The sequence below is a fragment of the Reichenbachiella sp. genome, from assembly GCF_039969095.1.
Classification (GTDB): domain Bacteria; phylum Bacteroidota; class Bacteroidia; order Cytophagales; family Cyclobacteriaceae; genus Reichenbachiella.
Map to the genome: position 1 here is coordinate 1 of NZ_JBDVOL010000012.1, position 22,163 is coordinate 22,163.

The window sequence follows — 22,163 nt, forward strand, 5'->3', positions numbered from 1 at the left end:
TGCTTTCTACCATCTTTTGAGCGCAGGATTTTTTGACTTGCGGAACGCAGGGCCATTTGGAACCGTTGTGAGCTTCGGCAGATTTCACTACTTTAGTACCATTCACTAGCTGTTGGACATACGCCCGATAGCTGTGCGTTAGGCACTATTCGGGATAGCGATGAGCGATGACTTAAGATTTCTGGAACTGAACTTACGAATTGCTTTAACGCAAACTGTAATAACCGAAGATGGCCATGTTGCTGAAATTCGAAAACTTGTTGACAGGATTGACAATATCAAGATCGAGATCTATCCTAACGAGCATCCACCGCCTCACTTTCACATTAAAACAAGCAACTTTAATATCTCATTAACAATCATGGATTGTGAAATCCTGGAAGGTTCGTTAAAATCAAACGACCTTAAGAAGATTAAATATTTTCATGAACGTAACAAGGACAAACTCATTCAAGTTTGGAACGAACTTCGACCAACTGATTGCCCAGTGGGACCAATTGAAACAAGATGAACATCAAATTCACCAATACTGATGCATGGATTCTCATGGGGTTTCCGATTAACGATGAAGGTGTATCACTTTCAGAATTAATTGGAAGATGTGACGCAATTAATCATGCAATTCCAACAAAAGGAGAAATTGAGATTGCACTAACAAAAGGAGTTCAATCTGATATTGTTGTGCAAGACGGAAATAGGTTCAAATTGAGCAACGAATTTGTACCACTCTATGAGGAAGTATATAAATCAAAAGGCGGGCTTTTTGCTTTTGAGAACTTGCATAAAAAACTGAAGAAGCTCATTATCAATCAATCGAATGACTTAAGGATAAGTTTGAGCGACAAGGAATTTAAGTTAGCCTGTGAAGAGTACACCGAACAATGGACTAAACTCTTGAAAAACAAGAAGTAACAGTGCCTAACAGACACTATCGGTTATGTGCCAAACTGCCTCTTTGCCAGCTTCATCAGGACTTGTCCGCAGATGTGCACCTTCTGAAACTTCATAGCTTTTTGGGAAAGTCCGAGCTTCTGGATTTAGACTTGTGGAACGCAGTGCCACTTCCAAACCGTTGTGCTTCTGGTGCACTTCCGCTACATTAGTGCATTCTGCCAACTGTGGGCACACAAACCGATAGTTAGGCGTTGTACTCCATTGACTGCATGAGAAAAATCATCATCATAGCCTTATCTACAATTTCACTTAGCACTCAAGCTCAGAAAGAGATACTCACCTTTGATCAATATAACAGCAGCCAAAATTTTGATTGGAGGGGTTATATTGATTTCGGTCAACACACTGAACGAGCCAATGAATTCATTGAGTCCCTTAGCAAAACAGGAATTGAAGTAACAATTCCCTTTGAGTTGAAGAAGGACAACCGTGAACTTATTAACAAACTAAAATTTGTTGATTTGAATGCAGATGGCGTTTCAGAGGTAGTCTACTCAGGACCATCTGGAGGAGAACCAAACATTGTGGAAATCTTCCAACTAAAGAACCAGCAATATGAGCGTGTATTTAGTGTCATGCAAGGTATTATCAAACCTTATTGGACAGATGGGAAACTAACAAAATTATTAACTCATGACTGGGGCTGTTGTGCCGAGAATCGAATTATTAACTCTGTTTATGAGGTCAATTACAGCAAAGGTGGAACACCGGTTTTCACTAAAAATCTTGATATAGTCGAAAATCGAGGGCTGGCCAAACCTAAACAGTTCTTGGAAAGTTCATTGAATTTTAAAGTCAAGAATGACAACTACAAATTGCGTTTATCACCAATCATTGATGATTCAACGTATCTTGGCTACTTGACCGAACACGAGAAACTCGGTAACTCCCTTGGATCAGTCAACAAAGGAACTCGTGGAATTGCATATGCATATTCAGTAGATGAGACTGGCAGAACATGGTGGTATGTTGCCATCAGCACTGAATACAAACTAAATGAAAGCGTTTTGTATATGGAAGATTTGCACAGCAACTCATATTATGTGGGCTGGATGAGTAGTAGATTCCTGACAAAGCTCGAAGAATAGACGGAGTACAACAGGCGCTAAGCCCAATCGGCTTACTTAGCTATTTGCAAAGAGCAATTGGAACAGATACTTTTGAGATATTTGAAAGGCTAAGCCGACTGTGCTTAGCTTGGTTAGCGGTAATCTCGCAAAGATTAAAATGTCAAAGAACTCAATTATATATATAGTCTGTATCGCATTTATCGGAATTGTAGTCTATTTCTCTTTTCAAAGCAGTGGCAAATACGAAAAAATCCGAGAGCAAGGAATTGAACTGATTGGAACAGTGAGAACCCATGGAGGAGATGTGATTGTCAACTGGAACGCCAATGGAAGAGAATTGACCAAACGACTATCCAAACCAAATTCAACTGTAAGGTCTGGCGAAACCTTTAAAATTTATTATTTCGATAAATATCCAGACATGTGCTATGTAGCATTTGAAGAACCAATTTTCGATAGACAGAGTTTTCTTTCAACACCATGCGAAGAACTAGATCGTCTTTCGGGTGACGCTGTTAAGTTTAAATATAAAATTGATGGTAAGGAATTCACTAGATTTCAAGAAGCCAACTTTGACGGGTTAACTGCTGAACAGCTAACTGTCTATTACAAACCAGAAGATAAAAGGGTGGCCTACTTAGTGAAATGAATACCGCTAACAAGCTGTATAGGTTATACCCATGCTCTCTTACCGAATCAATGCCAGAAGATGCACCACCGATCCGATCGGAAGCAGTAGAAGACCAAGGAATGGGCAGACTGTATCCGCAGCATTCTCGGATCAACAGAATTCCAGAAGGCCGACTTTGGCTGTGTAGATCGTATCGGTTATTTTAGTGCTTTTAAGAGACTCTAGGGGCACAAACCCATACAGAGTCGATATCTATGGTAAAAACAAGCGCTAGCATTTATTTAAAAACTGAGATTAATATATAAATCAAGTATATGAAAAACGAATTACTAGTATTACTTGCAGTATTAATACTAAGTGCCTGTAATGACAACACTAAATCTGGTATAACCCAACAACCAACTCTGGCTGATTATTCGGTTGGTGAAAAATGGGTATGGAAATACAAAGGTGTTACAACGGAAGGAGAAGTACGCTCAGATGGAACAGATACAAGAGAAATAGTCAGTTCAAACGGAGTTTTAGGCATGACAATCGGTAAGGACACCATTCCCGTTACCGAAATTGTTAAACCAGAAGAAAGCGAGACACCAAAGTATGACTGGCCTCTCGAAGTGGGTAAAAAGTGGAAGTATGAAAACAATTGGACAAGCCAGGACGGTACAACAGGAAAACAAAGTCAAGATGCCGAAATACTATCATATCAGAAAGAAACGGTAGAAGCTGGAACATTTATGGCCTACACAATTAAATACACTGGTAAAACCACCAATTCCAGGGGATATAGCGCAGATGAAACAGAAATTTGGTTATATGCTCCTGCTGTAAAAACTTTCATAAAACTTACTCAAAATCAAGGTGATTTTCACTATGTAGAGGAATTGATCGAATACTCAAAATCAAAATAAATAAACAAATGCTAACAATGTATATAAACCATTAAAATGGCTCATATACTTGACCGTTATGAGGAATCGCTGATTTTGAATAATTACCAATTTTAGGTAACTCTGTTGTATGAGCAAAAACACATCCATATCATTAGGAAACTACTTTGATGACTTTGTGCAGCACTGTGTTTCAGAAGGTCGTTTCAAGAACGTGAGCGAAGTTGTTAGGGCCGGATTAAGGCTCTTAGAAGAAGAAGAGAATAAAATTCTTTCACTTAAAAAGGCAATTCAAGAAGGAATAGATAGTGGAATCGCTGAAGACTTCAACCCAACAACTCATTTAAAGCAACTTAAGTCGGCAAGATCGAATGGTTAAGTATCAACTTACCAACCTAGCTGTTCAAGACTTGTCTGATATTTGGAATTACACCTTTGATAACTGATCTGAACAAAAAGCAGATAACTATCACGAACAACTTGTAGATACATTCCAATCAATTGCTAACAAGCCAAATACTGGACGCAAATTTGAAGGAGTTAGGAAGGAACTTTTTGGAATTAAGGTAAACCGACATATTGTTTTCTACTGAATAAAAACCAACGATCTAGTAGAAATAACCAGAATACTGCATGAACGCATGGATTTGAAGAATCGTCTAAAATAAATCCACATAAAAAGGTGTTCCATGAATAACCCAATGGCGTTAATAATAAAAACCAAAGGATTTATATCATGGGAACTAGGCACGAATGCCCATGCGAGCTTTTCGAATCAATGCCAAAATCAGCACCACCGATCCACACGGAATCTGTATCATACCTCTAACGCCTGTCTGCCGACAGGCAGGCATTCGTGCGATCCGTGTCATCCCAAATTTTGGCTAATGGCTAAAAATGCTTTTGAGGTTGTGCGTGGATCGGTTATCTTTCTACTTTAATCAAGCCTCAAGGGCACTCGTCCTAAACAGATTAACGATAATAAATTATCATTCCTTACATTTATAAAAATGTCAACTTAACGTGAAAATAACTCCAAAAGCGAAGAGAAATATTTCAAGGATTATTCCTTTCGCGATAATCTGGGTATTGAGTGGATGGATAGTTGATGTAACCGAGTTTGGAGTAACCCGTAACCAAAACCTCAATCCAGATATTGGTATTGCCTTGACCGTCCCTGTGCTCATTTTTGCTAGCCTAGCAAATGCCGTGGTTGGACTTATGTTAGGGGCTTTAGAAGTAGTTTATTTAGAAAAGAGATTCTCAAATCAATCACTATGGGTCAAGCTTTTTTACAAATTCTTCACCTACCTCACCTTATTTATTATAATTATCGTCATCCTTTATCCTCTAGCTTTAGCTTTAGAATCAGGTGTCAGTTTGCTAGCAGTTGATGCTTGGCAACAATTAGGCAGATTCCTAGTAAGTATTCCTTTCTTTGTTACCCTATTTCATTTGTCTGTAAGGGTAATAGTCAGTTTGATCTATTCAACAATAAGTGAAAACTTAGGCCATCATGTGTTTTTAAATTTTTTTTCTGGGAAATACCATCAACCCAAAATTGAAAAGCGGATTTTCATGTTCCTAGACATGAAATCTTCGACCACAATAGCCGAAACGCTAGGCCACATAAAATACTTCAAATTACTGGACACCTATTACAATATTATGTCAGACCCCATCATCAATTCATACGGTGAAGTCTACCAGTATATAGGAGATGAAATCGTGATTTCATGGAAACCTGATAAGGGGATTAATCAGGCAAACTGCATCAAATGCTTCTTTGACATACGCGATCATCTCAATGAACAAAAAGAAGTTTTATTTCATGAATTTGGCTTTGAAATTGATTTCAAAGCAGGGATTCATTTCGGTGAAGTCACGATTGGAGAAATTGGAGCCTTAAAAAAGGAAATCGTTTTTACGGGGGATGTTTTAAATACGACCGCTAGAATCCAAAGTCTTTGTAAGGAATTAAAATCTGACTTGCTGATCTCAGGTGCAATAAAAGAATTATTACCTCAATCTAACTATCAATATAGCTCTAAAGGAGAGATAGAACTGAAAGGAAGAAATAAGAAAGAAGAACTATTTAGCGTAACTTTAGAAAAGAAGCCGACAATCGCTAACAATATCTAAAACTCATTAAAACGCAGTTTAATTTAATCGTGACATCAGTATAACCACCCTACTATGAAACTGTAAGAGCACTCGTCATACGCAACAGCTGACAATGATAAAATTCGTTAGAAACATTAGACAGAAACTACTCACTGAAAACAAATTCAGTAAATATCTGATTTAAGTTAAGTGCCTACCTACGCAATTGCTCATAGCCGAACAGTTGAGTATCATTAAAAACCAAAAAGTATACACCTTTCGAAATTGCGTATAACCAGCAGCCTGACACTGTATTTATCTTTGTATCAAGAAAAACAAAAAAAGATGAGTACTAAAAATCAATTTGGGAATCAAGGGTGGACACCCGACAGAATAAAAGACTTAAGCGGGAAAACCTTTGTTATAACTGGCACCACCAGCGGTACAGGTTTCGAAGCGGCACGCATTCTACTATCCAAGGGTGCAAAAGTGGTGATGCTGAATCGCAACCCTCAAAAAGCCGAAAATACGATCGCATCTCTGAAAGAAAAGCTTGGCAATGGCATAGATGTAACCAATATCAAAATGGACTTGTCTGAACAAGCTTCTGTGAAAAAAGCAGCAGCAAAAGTTTTGGAGAAGGTAACGCGAATTGATGCCTTGATATGTAATGGCGCCATAGCACAAGTACCTACTCAAAAAATAACAGCGGATGGCTGGGAAAGTCAAATGGGCGTCAATTACTTTGGACATTTCACATTGCAAGCTTTACTATTTCAATTGATCGTAAAATCTGATGGACGAATCGTAACCGTTGGTAGCATGGGTTATGACATGGGGATCAAAACCATCAAGTTTGACGATTTAAATTGGAACAAAGATTACACGGCCAACGATGCCTACAGCCAGAGTAAACTTGCTCAGATCATGGCCATTTATGAATTGCAGGATAGATTAGAAAAAGCGGGAAAAACAGCGGTTAAAGCCTATGCTTGTCATCCAGGTGCTTCCAATACTTCATTGATTAAAACTAGCGGTAGCTTAATGACTCGATTGGTCTGGCAACTAATGAAATTATCACCATTAGTACAATCGGCTGAAAAAGGTGCTTATCCAATGTTGATGTGTGCGACAGAACCAAACCTTGACCAAAGTGATTTTTATGGTCCTACAGGACGTGGTAATTGGATAGGCCCAGTTGGAGCGCATCATATAGAACCACACGCCAAGGATAAAGTGACAGCCAAAAGATTATGGGATCTCTCTGAAAAAGAGACGGGTGTAAAGTGGAATATTTAAATTGACTATTCTTAAACACAAAAACATGGATATTTTAAAAGCATCAATCGATTGGGCTAAGGCCGAACTTTTTTCAACTCCATTTTTCATCCTTTTCGGAGTCGTATTTATGGCGGCAAGCTTAGGGTTTTGGCAATTGGGAAAAACTGATATGGCTAAAGCTTACATCATTCCCACCTTGGTGGCTGGCCTCTTACTAACCATTATAGGGGTTGGATTATTTTTTACCAATAAGACAAGAATTACGCAATTCGAAACCGCGCACAGCATAGATGCTTCGGCTTTTGTAGCATCCGAACGAGAACGTGCCGAAGCAACTTTAAAGGAATATAATACCATTGTGTTTACCGCCATTCCGTTAATTATCGCGGCCTGTGCGCTCATTCTTTTCTTTGTCAACACACCCCTTTGGCGAGCCAGCATGATTACCACCATCGCCATGTTGGTTGTGATTTTGCTGGTTGACGGTACCGCTCACGCCCGTATAGCCGATTACAACAAACAATTGCAACAAGCTGAAAAAGAACTCAAAAAATAAGATGCGGCATTTCAAAACACTATCGGCTTATTTAGATTACCTGGAGCTACCTCGGCCTGAGCATCCTATGTTGAGTGTGTTTTCTGCGATAGGCGAAGGTTTTTTACCATGCCCCAAAGAAAGCTCTCCTCCCATCACCAACGATTGTTATACCATTAGCTTGAAGAAAATCGTAAAAGGTGAATTGAACTACGGACGAACCCAATACGATTTCACCAATGGTGCACTTTTTTTTATCGCTCCAAGGCAGGTGCTGCAGTGGGATAGCAGCGTAGTGTTTGACCAAAAAGGCTTTTCAATAAACTTTCATGAAGACTTTATTAAAGGAACCGAATTGGCGCATCAGGTCAAGAAGTATGGTTTCTTTTCATACTCCGCCAACGAGGCACTGCACCTTTCCCCCAAAGAAGAAAAGCAGATTGAAGCCATTGTAGAAAGTATTGAGGTGGAATACCAAAACAATCAAGATGAGTTTAGCAAGGATATTATCATTTCACAATTGAGCACACTTTTCAAATATGCCAACCGCTTTTATGAAAGGCAATTTATCAACCGCAAAGCATTGTCGAATGATTTACTGGAACAGTTCAATGAGCAGTTGGAGGCTTATTTTGATTCCGGGTATTTGCTAGACCACGGAATTCCAAGCATCGAGCAAATTGCGGAGCAACTTTCTGTATCGCAGCGCTACTTGAGTGATACACTTAAAAAAGAAACAGGAAAAACATCTACTGAGCACTTGCAGCTTTACCTGATAGACGAAGCCAAGAATATTTTGTTGAACCCGAACAAAACCATAGCAGAAGTAGCCTACGAATTAGGCTTTGAATACCCACCCTATTTTTCAAGACTATTCAAAAGAAAAGAAGGTATAAGTCCAACTGAGTACAGGGAGAAATTTAAAATGAACTAAACCAGTTGCGCACTATCCACCGACAATGAAAATGAACTACTTCTAGTAGCTGAAGACATCCTTGTTTTAGCTCAGCGTGACCTCCAGCTACAATACCCAGTAAATCAGTTTACCCCTTTAATCCAATTTAAAAGCAAAATAATTCAGTGTGGTCTTCGTTTCTTGAGCTGTAGGATATATACTTGCGAGTTCTAATACCTGTCAAATAAATCAAATAGTATGTTTAAATCAATCGGTAATTTCTTCAGCGGTCTTTTTCAATCTGAACCAAAAGAATTGATCGCTAGAATTTCTAAGGAAAATCAAATCGAACTCTACAGAACTTTGAAACTTGCTGAAGAAGTAAAAGAAGAGCAAAAAAGGCAGGCCATTCTGGCTGAGAAACGAGCGAAAAAAGAAGCTGAAATCGCCAGAAAAAAGGCCGAGAAGCAGGCTAAAATAGACGCTAAACTGGCGGCTAAAAAAGCCAAAGAAGAAGCCAAAGCAGCGGCAAAAAAAGCAGCAGAAGAAGCTAAAGCTGCTAAGTTGGCCGCTAAACAAGCGGAGAAAGAAGCTAAGAAAAACAAGGTAGCTTAATTCCAATATAAGGAATTAAGTGGCTTTGAAACTTACCGCCAAATCCCTCGTTTGACTTCCTATTTTCACTCCTAACCGAACCAATGGATGATAGGATTAGAAACGGAACGGCTGATATTTAGACAATGGCAAAACTCAGACTACCCAGCCCTAGCTGAATTCTTTTCAGAATCTGACAATGCACGATATGTAGGCGGTACCAAAACCGAAGAAGAATCCTGGAGGTTGCTCTCTACTTATATAGGTCATTACGCACTAAATGGCTATTCTTATCTTGCTTTAGAAACTAAAGACACCAGTAATTTAATCGGAACTGTCGGCTTGTGGAATTCAACTCCTTGGCCAGAACCAGAACTTGGCTATTGGTTGTTACCTAATGCCCAGGGCAAAGGCTACGGCATAGAAGCTGGGCTCGCTGTCAAAAAATATGCACTGGAAACGCTGAAATTAGATACATTGGTGAGTTATATCGACAACGCCAATGAACCCTCAAAAAAATTGGCCTTAGCGCTAAGCGCGCAACATGAGCAACCGATTGAGTTGCTAGACTTTGGCCTTCATGAGGTTTATAGATATAAATGAGCGAACGTTTTTGTAAGCTTTAAATCATGTCATACGGGAATCAACTCATAGAAAAAATCTAGTTGCCTCACCTATCGACTTCTACCCTATCGATAGCTAGTGTAAACTTTTCACCTTCCTATTACTTCAAATTATAGTCTGATTTTATAAATATTTCAATTTTATCTCAAAAATAGAAACATATATGTTATCATTGCCGTACATAATATCTCAAAAATAGAAAGATATGAAAGGATACTTGGGAGAATTCGAAGAACTGGTACTACTCACCATCGCCAATCTTGGTGATGAAGCTTATGGCATGGCTGTTCTAAAAGATATCAACGCTCGAACCAATAGAAATCTCAGCCTTGGTGGCATGCACTCCACACTCACCAGACTAGAAGAGAAAGGATATATCACTTCATATCTCGGCGAACCCACTAGCGAAAGAGGTGGTAGAAGAAAAAGATACTTCGAACTCACCAGTACTGCCAAAAGTAGTTTGACAGAGATGAAATCTCTGCGAGATGAACTTTGGGAGAATGCCAATATCAATCTATCTATATGAAGTACGATTCTCATCAGCAGCCACCCCGCTGGATTAAGAAATGTCTTCAATGGTGGTCAAATAAAGCTAATACAGAAGATCTTGTAGGAGATCTTGATGAATACTTCCAGTATAAACTGGAAGAAAAAGGAAAAACTAGGGCTCAACTCAATTACTTCATACAAGCCTTATCACTTGCCTTTTCTTATGCATTACGGAAGCGTAAAAGGTCCGCTTCTTACTCGAATTATTATAACTCAAACTCAATAGCCATGTTTAACAACTACTTTAAAATTGCTCTTCGCAATTTTTCAAAACACAAATTTTTTACTACAATCAATATTATTGGGCTAGCACTAGGCATGTCCATCAGTTTACTGGTTCTTTCTATCACTGTTGCGGTTTACAAATCGGATGATTTGCAAGCAAAAAAGGATCGTATCTATCAGATAAATACATTCATCGACGATGGGGAAAATACCAAAACTTTTGCTTCCACCTTTTACGCAGTAGGCGATCACCTCAAAGAAGAATACCCCTTTATCGAAAGGGTACTTAAAATTAAAAATGGATTCAATCCTGAAATCACGCATCAAGGCAGCAAAATGAATTTTCATGGGTACTTCTCCAATGAAGCATTTTTCGATGTGTTTAGCTTTCAAATGATCAGCGGAAACCCGCAAACTGCCTTAGCCAAACCCTTCAGTATCGTCCTCACAAAAACAGTGGCTGAGAAACTCTACAGAGACATTGACCCGATTGGTCAGGAAGCAGAAACTGAAATGGGGTCGTTCATAGTGACAGGCGTCATGGAAGACCCTAAGCAAACCCATTTACTCTTCGATGTACTTGCTTCCTATCAAACGTTCGCTGAGTTTGAAACAACCAAAGACCTTAAAAGTGATTGGGGGACCTTCCGTGACAACTATGTCTATGTGCTCCTGAAGCCCGAAACCACTCAAAATACCTTGACTGAATCTTTGACACAGACCTCTGAAATTGCGTCAGAATTCCAACCAGATCATACGATCAAATTCGAGTCGGTAGTTCTACCTGATGTTGTGCCACGTTGGAATGCCAGCAATGAACTAGGTATCAGCTGGGATAAGGCAACATTAAGTTTTTTCATGTCCATCGGGCTACTTATTCTGCTCCCAGCAGTTTTCAATTATACTAATCTCTCTATTGCCAGAGCGCTCAAAAGAGGTAAAGAAATAGGTATTCGTAAGGTAGTAGGGGCAGAAAAAAGACAGATCAGGGCGCAGTTTATCATAGAAACCATAGTGCTTTCTGTGATCTCTCTTCTGGCCTCCTTCTTCATTTTTATTCACCTTCAGAGAGAGTTTCTCGACCTATTAAGGGCCTCAGCGGTGATGGATACTTCTATTGGCTTTACGCTCATTGGCACCTTTATCCTCTTTGCTTTGATCATTGGGATTCTTGCCGGTTTGTTCCCTGCTGCGTATTTTTCTAGGTTAAATCCAATTTACACACTTAAAGGAGGATCACTGAACCAAACCGCGAGCATATCTCATATCAAAAAAGGTCTATTTGTATTCCAATTTTTTATGTCCCTTGTATTCATTATAGGAGTCGGTGCGCTCACTAAAGAATACGTCTATGTACTAAATACTAACCATGGATTCGAATCAGACCATACACTTGCTGTTGAATTTCATGACATGGACAAACAGCTTGCGATCAATGAACTCAGTAGTCACCCAGATGTGAAATCCATTACCACCGCCTCCAACTTACCCGGTGTTCCTTTGCCAACCATGGCTGGCGTAACACCAAATGGGCAAGACACGATTGATGTGAAACAAATTTTTATTGGGGATAATTTCATTGAAAATCTAGATATGAAACTGCTTTGGGGAAATAGCAATAACCTCAATAGATCTACCAAAAACGAAGAACTGGTTGTCGTCAATGAAACATTTATGAAATCCGCTGCTGTTTTCAACTTCGAACAAGATTCGCTGACCTTCACCCTAGAAGACGGCTCTAATTGCAAAATTGTAGGGATTTTAGAGGATTTCAACTTCGAACCTTTAGATCAAATGATTCATCCTTTAGTGCTTAGACATTCTTTGGATGAAAGCAACTATGCTCTACTGGCGTTAAATTCTTCGGACATCAAGAGCACCATTGAAGAGTTAGACGAAATCTGGATTGGCATCGATCAAAAAGCAAAGTTCGAATCTTCATTCCTGGATGATGAAATCGAACGAGCCTATTATTTTTTAACCGTTCAAATTAAGTTTTTTACTTTTCTGAGCACATTTGCAATCAGTATTTCATGTTTGGGCTTACTGGGCATGGTCTCCTATACCACTGAAAACAGAACCAAAGAAATAGCCATTCGAAAGATCATGGGAGCAAGCAGCAAAAGCTTGTACTATCTACTAACCAAAGACTTCATTAAACTGATTCTGATTTCCTCAGCGATCGCAGTTCCATTTTCCTATCTTTTCTATGAAAAGCTCTTCTTATATTTCGTTCTGCCTTATGGTAATGGTCTTGGTATCCTCGAAGTGCTTTTGAGTATGGTGTTTTTGTTCTTGGTGGGCTTTGCGACTATCTATTGGCAAACTTCAAAAGTGGCTCATGCCAATCCTGCAGGAAACCTTAGACACGAATAGCGGGTCAATCGAAAGAATTAAGGGACGGTCGTTTTAATATAAATTTAAAGAACGTCTCTTAATTCTTCATTCCTCTCAAAAACACTTTTAGCAAAGGTGCAAAGCGGAATGATGCTGATTTTCTTTTGCCGAGCAAAGTCAACCGCAGCCAACACTAATTGCTTGCCTACGCCTTTCCCCTTAAACTCGGGGTTGACCTCGGTATGATCGATGATAATTCTATCCTCACCTGCCCAGGAATAAGTCATTCGCCCGGCTTCTTTGTCCATTTCTAAGGCTTTAAAGAAGCCCTTACTATCTCTGTCAAACTGTTCAATCTTCATATACGAAAGATAAGTATCTTCAAGTAGATTATCCATTTTCGAGCTTCCGTTGTGATTTATTGCTCATTCCCATATCTTTAGTACCTATTCTATACACCTATGAAAATTTTCAAGTTTCTTCTCATTTTATTCATTCTTGCACCTCAGTTCGGAAGATCGCAGGAAGACTCCGCCAAAGATGAAGAAAAAGAAAAAATAGCACCCATCGCTATTCCTGAAGTATCCTCTCAGGCAGAGCTACTGGTTAAGCTGATAGAGAGCGAATACAAGCCTGTCATAGAAAAGCCCATTATATCTCAGGTAAAACAGCAAACAGATACACTTAAAAAGGAACTGGACAACATAACCGCTATTACTGATCATATCATGCAGGAAAACCTCCCCTATAGATATGTAGAAAGTTTTGTGAAAAAATGGGATCGATTGATCTCAAGAGCGAGTGTCCCCGAGGTTGTAATCAAAGGACATACCGCCCGAATAGATGAAATATTTAAAGAACTACGCAAACAAGAAGCATTGTGGGAAAGCACCAGAAAAGCCTATGCCAACAAAGAAGAAATTCCAGATGAACTATTCGACAGAATATTCTTTTCGGTAGATCAAATTAAAAAACTCAAAAACACAATGAGTGACAGCCTGGTACAGGCCATCAATGTGCAGAATCAAATCCTTGACGTCAAACTGGAAGCTAACAATTATGCGCAAGAATTAGATCAGGCACTAAAAACGCAGTTTAGCACCTTGCTATCGATGCGTCAATCTCCAATATGGCATTCGGATTTAGATAGTGCAACTTACCAAAACACACTGGCTAATAACAAACTTTGGATTCCAATGGCCATCGAGGAGACCATGGGATACATCAATCTAAGGGTCTCGAGTTTGCTCATTATGCTTGTCATTTTTTCAGTTTTTATTAGCATGATATTCTGGATGCGAGGTAAACTATCTGAACTAAAAGAGAAAGATCTTGCAGAACTGCCACTAGGAGAAAAAGTGCTTCACAGGCCCATTGGTGCAGCTGTGCTTTTTACCTTAATGGCCAGTTTGACGCTGTTGCCCAACCGACCGCTATACCTTGAAATAGGTTTGGGTCTGTTTTTCTTGATTCCCTTTTTATCGGTGACATCTGCCATCATTATTAAAAAACTAAGATGGAGTATCTTTTTCCTAGCCGGTATGTTCATTTTAATAGACACCAGCCGCATTTTAATTCTTTCAGATTACACCAATAGGCTTTTGATGCTCATCATATCTGCGGCTATGGCTTATTACTTTTTCTGGCTTTTGAGAAATATAAGCCATGAAGAAAAAAAGGGCGTGGCTAAAGATATTTGGTATAGAGTGCTCTTCTTTGTTTCTCCCCTATTTTTAGTAGGGATGGTTTTTTCCATTCTTGCAAATGCAATTGGCTACATATACATCTCTCAGCTGATCACCGATGGGATTCTAACTTCCACAATTCTGGCACTGCTTCTAGGTTCCTTGTATGTTAGTCTCAAAACACTGGTCCTCCTTGCCCTAAACACGAACACAGCCCAAAAATCCAAGGTATTCGCACTGTACAAGGATCAGACCTTCCGAACGATTAAGGTAAGTCTAAAAATCTTCTATTTGATCATTTGGTTTTATTACACAACCAAAACCACCCTACTCTGGCAACCCATTTTAGAAGCGTATGAAGAGATTTGGAATTGGGGAGTTACTGTTGGGAGTATAGGTATATCTGTAGGTGGAGTGATCAGCTTTGGTATTATTCTATTCGCCTCGTGGCTTATTGCCAATTTCACTAAAATCTTATTGCAAATAGAGTTTCTAGATCGTATCGATCTCCCAAGAGGGGTCTCCATGGCAGTTGGATCTATTACTAATTATGCCATCATGTTTCTAGGCTTTTTTATGGCATTAAGTAGCTTGGGATTCGACCTTGCCAATCTGGGGCTATTAGCAGGCGCATTAGGAGTAGGCATCGGCTTTGGCCTTCAAAACATTGTAGGAAACTTTATCTCAGGATTGATTCTCGTTTTTGAAAGACCGATTACGATTGGTGACATTGTAACGGTCGACGCTATTGAAGGAGAAGTAACAGCGATAGGCATTCGTGCCAGTAAAATTCGTCAATATGATGGAGCAGAATTGATTGTCCCCAATTCTTCTTTAATATCCAATAATGTAATCAATTGGACCCTTTCGAATAAACGAAGAAGAATAAAACTAGTCATCCAAACCTCCACCAAAGTAAACCCCGAAAAAGTCATCTCCTGGATGGAAGAGGCCATCAACGACGTGGAAGGAGTCATGAATCAACCGCCATGTAAGGCTTATTTTGAGAGTGTCATTGACCAATCCTATCAGTTTTATATCCTCTATTGGGTATCTAAGGAGATATTAGCTACTAAAAATGAAGTGAACATACGAATCATCGAACACCTCAAAAAACATAAAGTGGAAGTGTCGGCACAACGAAGAGTTGAAGTATTAGGAAAATAGCATGAAAGCCAATTGATTTCATCTTGTCATTGATTCCTTTTAATTTGGCGATTCATTAAACCCATATCATGCTCAATTCGATCAAAATCCCTCATGTCTTTGCTTTATTGACCATCATCATTTTGGTAGCGAGTGTTTTTAGTTACATTATTCCATCAGGCTCTTACCAAAGGAAAGAAATTCAAGTGGGTCAAATGACTAGAACGGTAGTGGTGCCCGACTCTTTCGAAGAAATCCCCAAACACTACTCAATCAAAGGCATTTTTGTAGGTGATGAAGTTGAAGGAAAAGCAACGCCTGTGAGCATTTTCGGGTTTCTCAAAGCCATTCCAAAAGGATTAGAAGAAAGTGCTGACATCATCTTTTTCGTTTTTCTAATTGGAGGCGCCTTCGGCATGATCAAACGAACGGGTACTATCACAGCAGTCATCCAAGCGTTGATCAATAAATTTAGTAACTCAGGTACTGCACTTACTGTTGTTTTGATGCTCTGTATTTCGGCAGCAGGTTCTACTTTAGGTATGGGCGAAGAATTCATTCCACTTGTTCCTGTCTTCTTGTATGTATCGCATAAGTTAGGCTACGACAAATTGTATGGACTCGCTTTGGTATTTGTGTCTGCAGAAATCGGGTTTGCTTCCGCCACTACAAACCCTTTCAATGTTCAAATTGCACAAGGCATTGCTGAAGTTCCACTCGGTAGTGGCATGGGATTCCGATTGATCTTTTATATCGTCATTCTCATCGCAGCTATCATGTATATGTTGAGGTATGGTAAAAAATTAAAACAAGACTTTTCAAACTCCTATCTCGCCGCAGATAATGTATACAAGGAGGAAGACACACTAGCTCAATTTGATCTGACCAGAAAGCATATCCAGATAGTAATTGTAAGTGCGGTATTGTTTATCAGTATCCTTTGGGCGGTTCAAACCCAAGGCTGGTGGATGGCAGAAATGGGTGCCGGATTTTTACTCATCGGAATGGTTGCCGCTATCATTGGCAAGCTTTCTCTCAATGAAGCCACCAAAGCTTTTATACTAGGCATGGAAGAAATGCTGGTTGGTGCATTGGTCATTGGATTTGCCAAAGGCATTCAGGTGGCACTAGTAGAAGGCCAAATCATGGATTCCGTGATCTATTATACATCCAGCACCCTGCAATATCTTCCTAAGATAGTGGCAGCAGAAGGCATGCTCGTTTTCCAAACGATCCTGAACTTCTTCATTCCGTCAGGATCTGGTCAGGCAGCTACCACCATCCCTATTATGGTTCCTTTGGCAGATTTGCTTGGTATCACCAGAAACACCGCCATTTTTGCTTTTACCTGCGGAGATGGTTTTGCCAATTCGATCATCCCAACGTCTGGCATACTCATGGCGATGCTTGGCATAGCAGGCATTCCTTACAAGGATTGGCTAAGGTTCATCCTACCATTATTTGGCTGGTTGATGGCCATCTCAGCTGTCTTTTTGGCAATAGCTGTTTTAATTGAGTATTAAAGTATTGGATCCAATCGAATCATCTCTTCTTCAGTAAAAAGTCGAGATCGAATCAAGAAACGAACTCCGAGCGGGATTTCCAATGAAAAACTAGCTCCCCTCCCTTGCACAACGTCAATTGTGATTTGGGTATGCTTCCAATATTCAAATTGGTCTCTGGACATGTAGCATTTGCACCCATGGACTGTCCCAAGCCATACATCCGAATCATCAAGCATCAGCTCACCTTCTTCAAAGCACATGGGGGACGAACCATCACAACACCCACCACTCTGATGAAAAATCAAAGAGGAATGCTGTTGTCGAATAGTATCGACAACAGCTTTTGCCTTTTCAGATATTAAAATCCTTTCGACCACGACCTAGAAAAATCCTAAGGCATTTTTATCATAAGAAATCAGCATGTTTTTGGTCTGCCTGTAATGAGACAGCATCATTTTATGTGTTTCTCTACCGATACCAGATTTCTTGTATCCCCCAAATGGAGCGTGAGCCGGATAGGCGTGATAACAATTCACCCAAACACGTCCAGCTTTGATTCCTCTAGAAATTTGATAGGCCTGATGCGTATCCCTGGTCCATACACCTGCACCCAAACCATAAAGTGTATCATTGGCAATTTCTAAAGCCTCAGCTTCATCTTTGAAGGTGGTTACACAAAGTACGGGGCCAAAAATTTCTTCCTGGAATACCCGCATCTTATTGTCTCCTTTGAAGATCGTAGGTTCTACATAATAACCACCTTCAAGCCCTTCATTGTAAGCAGCCTTTCCTCCTGTTAACACTTCACATCCTTCCTCTTTTCCGAGTTCGATGTAGCTTAGAATTTTCTCATACTGATCATTCGAAGCTTGGGCGCCCATCATCGTACTGGGGTCTAATGGATGCCCTAGTTTGATCGCTTTTGCCCGCTCTACTACTCTTTCAATAAACTGATCATATATACTTTCCTGAACAAGCATTCTTGATGGACAGGTACATACTTCACCTTGGTTAAGAGCGAACATGACAGCTCCTTCCAAACACTTATCAAAATACTCATCGTCTGCTTCCATGATACTTTCAAAGAATACATTTGGCGATTTTCCACCCAATTCTAATGTCACAGGTATAATATTTTTTGAGGCATATTGCATAATTAGTTGACCTGTCGTGGTTTCTCCAGTAAAGGCTATCTTGTCGATTCTTGGGCTGGAAGCCAAAGGCTTGCCAGCCTCCACTCCAAATCCATTGACCACATTGAGGACTCCTGCTGGTAAAATATCTTCTATTAATTCTAACAGGATCAAAATACCAACTGGTGTTTGTTCTGCGGGTTTCAGTACCACACAGTTACCTGCAGCTAAAGCAGGAGCTACTTTCCAAGTTGCCATTAGGATTGGGAAGTTCCAGGGAATAATTTGACCCACTACACCTAAAGGTTCCAATATGTTCATGGACAAAGTATTTGAATCCAATTCTGAAGCCGTTCCTTCTTCTGCTCTAATCACTCCAGCGAAATATCTAAAATGATCGATGGCCAATGGAAGATCAGCTACCCGAGTTTCGCGAAGTGCTTTGCCATTATCCCAAGTTTCGGATCTTGCGAGCACCTCAAGATTTTCCTCCATCCTATCAGCAATTTTTAATAGAATATTACTACGTTCTGTGACTGAAGTGTAGTTCCATGTTTTGGCTGCCTCCCATGCGGCATCTATAGCTAAATTGACATCTTCTTCTGAGGATCTAGCCACTTTTGTAAAGCTATTACCATCTACAGGAGAGATATTCTCAAAATACTGACCTTTGACAGGTGCCACCCATTTGCCACCTATAAAGTTTTCATACTGGTCTTTGAATTTCGGTTTTTCAACGACCGATTGCGAAGTAGTTACTGTTTCACTCATTGCTCAATTCGTTTAAATAGTTAAAATTTTTCGTATCTGATTACGCTTGAAAGAATTGCCTTCTAATCAAGCGCTTACCAAATCTATGTATTGATTTGGTCGAAGAATTGAACAATTCAGTCATTCACTTGAACAATCCGCTCAATCTGTTATTGAAATTGATTAGCACTCATTTTTTGTGTAATTTGAATGACTAGTCCACAGAAACCCAAAGTGAATATGCAGTTATCTAATGGATTTTATGAAACCAGGCGACTGGAGCATTTGGTAGAAAACCGTACAACTTATACCTTGGAAAATGCTGAAATGAACGTGTATGAAACTCACCATTTTGCAGAAGAGGTGGTATTGCAATTTCACCAGCCGGTTTTTGCCAGTATGATTGAGGGTAAAAAAATAATGCACTTGAGAGAACAAACACCATTTAACTTCTTGCCAGGAGAGTCAATCATCATGCCCGCCAATGAAATTATGAAAATTGACTTCCCAGAAGCAGCCACAAATAATCCGACTAAGTGCCTGGCCATGACCATTTCACCTGAAAAAATCAGTCGGATCATTGAAAATATAAATGAACATTCGTTGCGGCTTGACGATCGTGAATGGCAGATGAGCACGGACAATTTTGCATTCACCAATGATCCAGCTGTATCCCAAATTATCCAACGCTTGATCTTTTTATTTGCTGAAAACCATACTTCTAAGGATTATTTCGTTGATATGATGATCAGAGAATTGGTCATCAGGGTCTTACAAAAAGAAAACAGACGAGCATTGGCAGAGAATAGCCGTCAGTTTTCGCGCAATCACCGACTGGCAGCCACAATAGATTTCATCAAAAATAGCCTACATCTACCATTGACTGTATCAGACCTTTGCCAGGTGGCATGCATGAGCGAATCCAGTTTTCATCGAGTCTTCAGATCGGAATTGGGCGTATCTCCTATACAGTTTATCAATGAAGAACGAATTAGAAAGGCCACTCAACTTTTGAAACAGCCTAAAACCCAAATCAAAGAAGTCTATCTATCATGTGGATTCAATAATCTATCTTATTTTATTCGCACCTTCAAAAGGATATTGAACCAAACGCCAAAAGAATATCAATCCTCATTTACCAGAATGATTAGATTTCAATAGAGTTATCTCTCAGCCGTTTCCATTTCGATCTCAATACCACCAGTAAAACTGGCGATCAGGTTGTAAACCACACATCCGATGGCAGTGAATATGAAGCCTATGAAACCGTAAACTAAAGGAAGCATCAATAAAGCTGCTCCACCAAAATCTGCAAATTCAGGAAAAAATTCCTCTGTAAGCAACGATCCAAGCATAATGAAAGGCAAAAGGACAACCAATGAGACAATCATATAAATAATCGCCACGACTTTGGCAGTTTGCAAAACACCGAATTTTTTAACTCTAATCATTTTATTTTTTTATTTGAAAAATTGAGCGTTAAGATATGAACATGAAAGAGTTTTGAAGCGTATGTTCTAGAAAAAAATACGGTTTAAGTGAATTCGTATAAGAGAATATCTCACAAAATTTATATTTGTGGATTATTAAGCATGATTTGACAATGAGGCTAGGAACATTAGCAAGAAAAATAAGCATTACCCCATCCAAGCTGACTGCTTTTTTGGAGTCACAAAATATAAGCCTAACCAGTGGTACAAATACTAAACTCACCGAAGATCAACTCCAACTGGTACTCGATCATTACGAGGCGACATTAGAACCTGAAGCTCCAGAAGAAGAGCCTGTTGAGGAGAAAGTCGAAGTAGAAGAAATAATTGTAGAAGAAACGCCAGAGCCCGAATTAGATGTTCCAGAAGTTCCAGTAGCTCAGGAAAAAACCAGTCCAGAAGATACCACTGAAGAGAAAGAAGAAGATGAAATAAAATCTGCTGATGAAGAGTCTAGTGAACCTAAAATCTCAGAATCATTCGCAGAAATCGCATTGCCTCATGAATTAGAAGAAGCAACTGATACGACAGAGCAAGAGCAAAAAGATGATGAGATTGAGGATGAAGTTTCTGAATCAATAGAAATAGAAGAAAAGGAAGAGGTCAAAGAAGAGGAAGAATATATTCCTCAGATTCCTGATGATCTCGACCCTGATATTGAATCTTATGTAGAAAAATTGGCCTATGATAAAAGCATAGAAGTCATTAAACCTGCGAAGGTTAAACTTCAAGGACTGACCGTAAAAGGAAAAATAGATTTACCAGAACCAAAACTTGAAACCGAGCCTAAAGACGAAGAAAAAAAGGAAGAAAAGAAGCCCTACGATCCAGATGAAATCATAACCACAACTGGACCCAAGCGAGACCGTAAACGCAAGCCTAAAAACTACAAAGGCAAAAAATTCAATAAAGATTACAATCCGTTGGAAGCCGCTAGAAAGAAAAAAGAGTGGGAGGAGAAAAAGCGGAGAGAACAAGAAGAAAAAAGAAAGAAAAAAGCGAAGTCCCAACACTATAAAAAAATAGTAAAACCTGGAACTCCAACCCCACCTAAAAAGAAGCCTAAAAAAGTAACTGCAAAGAAAAAACAACGGCAGCAACCACAACCGGCTGGCAACATGCTACAACGTTTTTGGCGTTGGATGAATACCTAATGACATTTAATTGAGAGCTAGTACGACTCTGTAATTGTAATATTTTTCAACCCAAGCCTGTTGGTAGTAGCACTATTAGTAATGACGGCAGCTTCGTATTTTAGATCTTTAATCTCAAATTTGAATAAGATTCCATCTTCCTCCTTTTCCTTATAAATAATCGACGTGTTGATATAGGTCGCACCATTAGCTTTTATAATATTTCTAAAGTCGATTTCTAACGTACCAGGATTATTCTGTCCACCAAATTCCAGTCCTAATTCCTGCCAAAGTCTTGGCAATTGATTGCCTATTGTTCCATCGAAAGACACTTTGTTTACCACCTCATTCTGACTCGACATCACAGTGAAATTACCCGCAATATCATACTTTTCACATCGCACACCGCCGTCTCTTTCTTCTACCTGCTTGATACACGTCCCTCGGTTTTCAATCTCTTCGTTAGTGGTTTGACCAATAACAATCCCAAACGGTAACTGGGTCAGACTAGACTGAGCCGAAACTGTACCTACCGATAGCATACCAGCAAGCACAAAAACACAAATTTTATAGTTTATATTCATATACCTAATTTATCAAAAAATCAGCCCTTTTTCAAATTCACAGAAAGTG

General features: G+C 39.5%; 24 protein-coding genes. 17 read left to right on the forward strand and 7 right to left on the reverse strand.

Annotation, left to right across the window (positions count from 1 at the left end; all coding sequences use genetic code 11):
• Positions 1–507 precede the first annotated feature (507 nt).
• Entirely contained in the window at positions 508–912 is a 405-nt protein-coding gene (locus tag ABJH98_RS12125) for a hypothetical protein (RefSeq protein ID WP_348307952.1), read from the forward strand.
• 6 nt (positions 913–918) lie between these two features.
• Here the strand turns inward: ABJH98_RS12125 and ABJH98_RS12130 are convergent, their stop codons facing one another.
• Positions 919–1,128, reverse strand: coding sequence for a hypothetical protein (locus tag ABJH98_RS12130; protein ID WP_348307953.1), 210 nt, complete (start codon positions 1,126–1,128; stop codon positions 919–921).
• A 35-nt stretch (positions 1,129–1,163) separates the two neighbouring features.
• On the opposite strand from ABJH98_RS12130, the gene ABJH98_RS12135 reads away from it, so the two are divergent.
• From ABJH98_RS12135 to ABJH98_RS12150, 4 genes are all read left to right on the forward strand, one after another.
• Complete coding sequence (locus tag ABJH98_RS12135) at positions 1,164–2,042, forward strand: hypothetical protein (protein ID WP_348307954.1); 879 nt, start codon at positions 1,164–1,166, stop codon at positions 2,040–2,042.
• 139 nt (positions 2,043–2,181) lie between these two features.
• Positions 2,182–2,673 carry a hypothetical protein gene (locus ABJH98_RS12140; RefSeq protein WP_348307955.1) on the forward strand — a complete coding sequence of 164 codons (492 nt, stop codon included), beginning with the start codon at positions 2,182–2,184 and terminating at the stop codon, positions 2,671–2,673.
• A gap of 296 nt (positions 2,674–2,969) precedes the next feature.
• The gene (locus ABJH98_RS12145) at positions 2,970–3,563 is read left to right on the forward strand and encodes a hypothetical protein (RefSeq protein ID WP_348307956.1); all 594 of its coding nucleotides are present in this window, start codon (positions 2,970–2,972) and stop codon (positions 3,561–3,563) included.
• Between the two features lie 109 nt (positions 3,564–3,672).
• Entirely contained in the window at positions 3,673–3,921 is a 249-nt protein-coding gene (locus ABJH98_RS12150) for a type II toxin-antitoxin system ParD family antitoxin (protein WP_348307957.1), read from the forward strand.
• A gap of 364 nt (positions 3,922–4,285) precedes the next feature.
• Here the strand turns inward: ABJH98_RS12150 and ABJH98_RS12155 are convergent, their stop codons facing one another.
• Positions 4,286–4,414 (reverse strand): hypothetical protein, encoded by a 129-nt coding sequence (locus tag ABJH98_RS12155; RefSeq protein ID WP_348307958.1) that lies wholly within the window; start codon positions 4,412–4,414, stop codon positions 4,286–4,288.
• Positions 4,415–4,565: 151 nt separating this feature from the next.
• On the opposite strand from ABJH98_RS12155, the gene ABJH98_RS12160 reads away from it, so the two are divergent.
• From ABJH98_RS12160 to ABJH98_RS12195, 8 genes are all read left to right on the forward strand, one after another.
• Positions 4,566–5,684, forward strand: a complete 1,119-nt coding sequence (locus tag ABJH98_RS12160; protein WP_348307959.1) for an adenylate/guanylate cyclase domain-containing protein — start codon at positions 4,566–4,568, stop codon at positions 5,682–5,684.
• 306 nt (positions 5,685–5,990) lie between these two features.
• Complete coding sequence (locus ABJH98_RS12165) at positions 5,991–6,944, forward strand: SDR family oxidoreductase (RefSeq protein WP_348307960.1); 954 nt, start codon at positions 5,991–5,993, stop codon at positions 6,942–6,944.
• A 25-nt stretch (positions 6,945–6,969) separates the two neighbouring features.
• Positions 6,970–7,482 carry a hypothetical protein gene (locus ABJH98_RS12170; protein WP_348307961.1) on the forward strand — a complete coding sequence of 171 codons (513 nt, stop codon included), beginning with the start codon at positions 6,970–6,972 and terminating at the stop codon, positions 7,480–7,482.
• Position 7,483: 1 nt separating this feature from the next.
• Entirely contained in the window at positions 7,484–8,395 is a 912-nt protein-coding gene (locus tag ABJH98_RS12175) for a helix-turn-helix transcriptional regulator (RefSeq protein WP_348307962.1), read from the forward strand.
• Between the two features lie 219 nt (positions 8,396–8,614).
• A complete protein-coding gene (locus ABJH98_RS12180; protein WP_348307963.1) occupies positions 8,615–8,971 on the forward strand; it encodes a hypothetical protein in 357 nt (118 codons plus the stop codon).
• Positions 8,972–9,058: 87 nt separating this feature from the next.
• On the forward strand, positions 9,059–9,553 hold the full coding sequence (locus ABJH98_RS12185) for a GNAT family N-acetyltransferase (RefSeq protein ID WP_348307964.1): 495 nt from the start codon (positions 9,059–9,061) through the stop codon (positions 9,551–9,553).
• A 226-nt stretch (positions 9,554–9,779) separates the two neighbouring features.
• Positions 9,780–10,103: a helix-turn-helix transcriptional regulator gene (locus ABJH98_RS12190; protein WP_348307965.1), complete on the forward strand. Its 324-nt coding sequence runs from the start codon at positions 9,780–9,782 to the stop codon at positions 10,101–10,103.
• Positions 10,100–12,727, forward strand: coding sequence for an ABC transporter permease (locus ABJH98_RS12195; protein WP_348307966.1), 2,628 nt, complete (start codon positions 10,100–10,102; stop codon positions 12,725–12,727). The genes ABJH98_RS12190 and ABJH98_RS12195 overlap by 4 nt, the downstream gene beginning before the upstream one ends.
• A gap of 44 nt (positions 12,728–12,771) precedes the next feature.
• Here the strand turns inward: ABJH98_RS12195 and ABJH98_RS12200 are convergent, their stop codons facing one another.
• Positions 12,772–13,086, reverse strand: coding sequence for a GNAT family N-acetyltransferase (locus ABJH98_RS12200; RefSeq protein WP_348307967.1), 315 nt, complete (start codon positions 13,084–13,086; stop codon positions 12,772–12,774).
• A gap of 63 nt (positions 13,087–13,149) precedes the next feature.
• Here ABJH98_RS12200 and ABJH98_RS12205 point away from each other — a divergent pair, with 63 nt between their 5' ends.
• Both ABJH98_RS12205 and ABJH98_RS12210 read left to right on the forward strand, forming a co-directional pair.
• The gene (locus ABJH98_RS12205; protein WP_348307968.1) at positions 13,150–15,540 is read left to right on the forward strand and encodes a mechanosensitive ion channel domain-containing protein; all 2,391 of its coding nucleotides are present in this window, start codon (positions 13,150–13,152) and stop codon (positions 15,538–15,540) included.
• A gap of 68 nt (positions 15,541–15,608) precedes the next feature.
• Positions 15,609–17,042, forward strand: a complete 1,434-nt coding sequence (locus ABJH98_RS12210; protein WP_348307969.1) for a hypothetical protein — start codon at positions 15,609–15,611, stop codon at positions 17,040–17,042.
• On the opposite strand, the gene ABJH98_RS12215 is transcribed toward ABJH98_RS12210, so the two are convergent.
• The gene (locus ABJH98_RS12215; RefSeq protein ID WP_348307970.1) at positions 17,039–17,401 is read right to left on the reverse strand and encodes a DUF779 domain-containing protein; all 363 of its coding nucleotides are present in this window, start codon (positions 17,399–17,401) and stop codon (positions 17,039–17,041) included. The genes ABJH98_RS12210 and ABJH98_RS12215 overlap by 4 nt on opposite strands.
• Before the next feature lie 3 nt (positions 17,402–17,404).
• Positions 17,405–18,928 carry an aldehyde dehydrogenase family protein gene (locus ABJH98_RS12220; protein ID WP_348307971.1) on the reverse strand — a complete coding sequence of 508 codons (1,524 nt, stop codon included), beginning with the start codon at positions 18,926–18,928 and terminating at the stop codon, positions 17,405–17,407.
• 219 nt (positions 18,929–19,147) lie between these two features.
• On the opposite strand from ABJH98_RS12220, the gene ABJH98_RS12225 reads away from it, so the two are divergent.
• A complete protein-coding gene (locus tag ABJH98_RS12225; protein ID WP_348307972.1) occupies positions 19,148–20,068 on the forward strand; it encodes an AraC family transcriptional regulator in 921 nt (306 codons plus the stop codon).
• 2 nt (positions 20,069–20,070) lie between these two features.
• Here ABJH98_RS12225 and ABJH98_RS12230 read toward each other — a convergent pair whose 3' ends face one another.
• A complete protein-coding gene (locus ABJH98_RS12230; protein WP_348307973.1) occupies positions 20,071–20,358 on the reverse strand; it encodes a hypothetical protein in 288 nt (95 codons plus the stop codon).
• A 152-nt stretch (positions 20,359–20,510) separates the two neighbouring features.
• Here ABJH98_RS12230 and ABJH98_RS12235 point away from each other — a divergent pair, with 152 nt between their 5' ends.
• Positions 20,511–21,551, forward strand: a complete 1,041-nt coding sequence (locus ABJH98_RS12235) for a hypothetical protein (RefSeq protein WP_348307974.1) — start codon at positions 20,511–20,513, stop codon at positions 21,549–21,551.
• A 17-nt stretch (positions 21,552–21,568) separates the two neighbouring features.
• Here ABJH98_RS12235 and ABJH98_RS12240 read toward each other — a convergent pair whose 3' ends face one another.
• A complete protein-coding gene (locus tag ABJH98_RS12240) occupies positions 21,569–22,114 on the reverse strand; it encodes a hypothetical protein (protein ID WP_348307975.1) in 546 nt (181 codons plus the stop codon).
• Between the last annotated feature and the right edge of the window lie 49 nt (positions 22,115–22,163).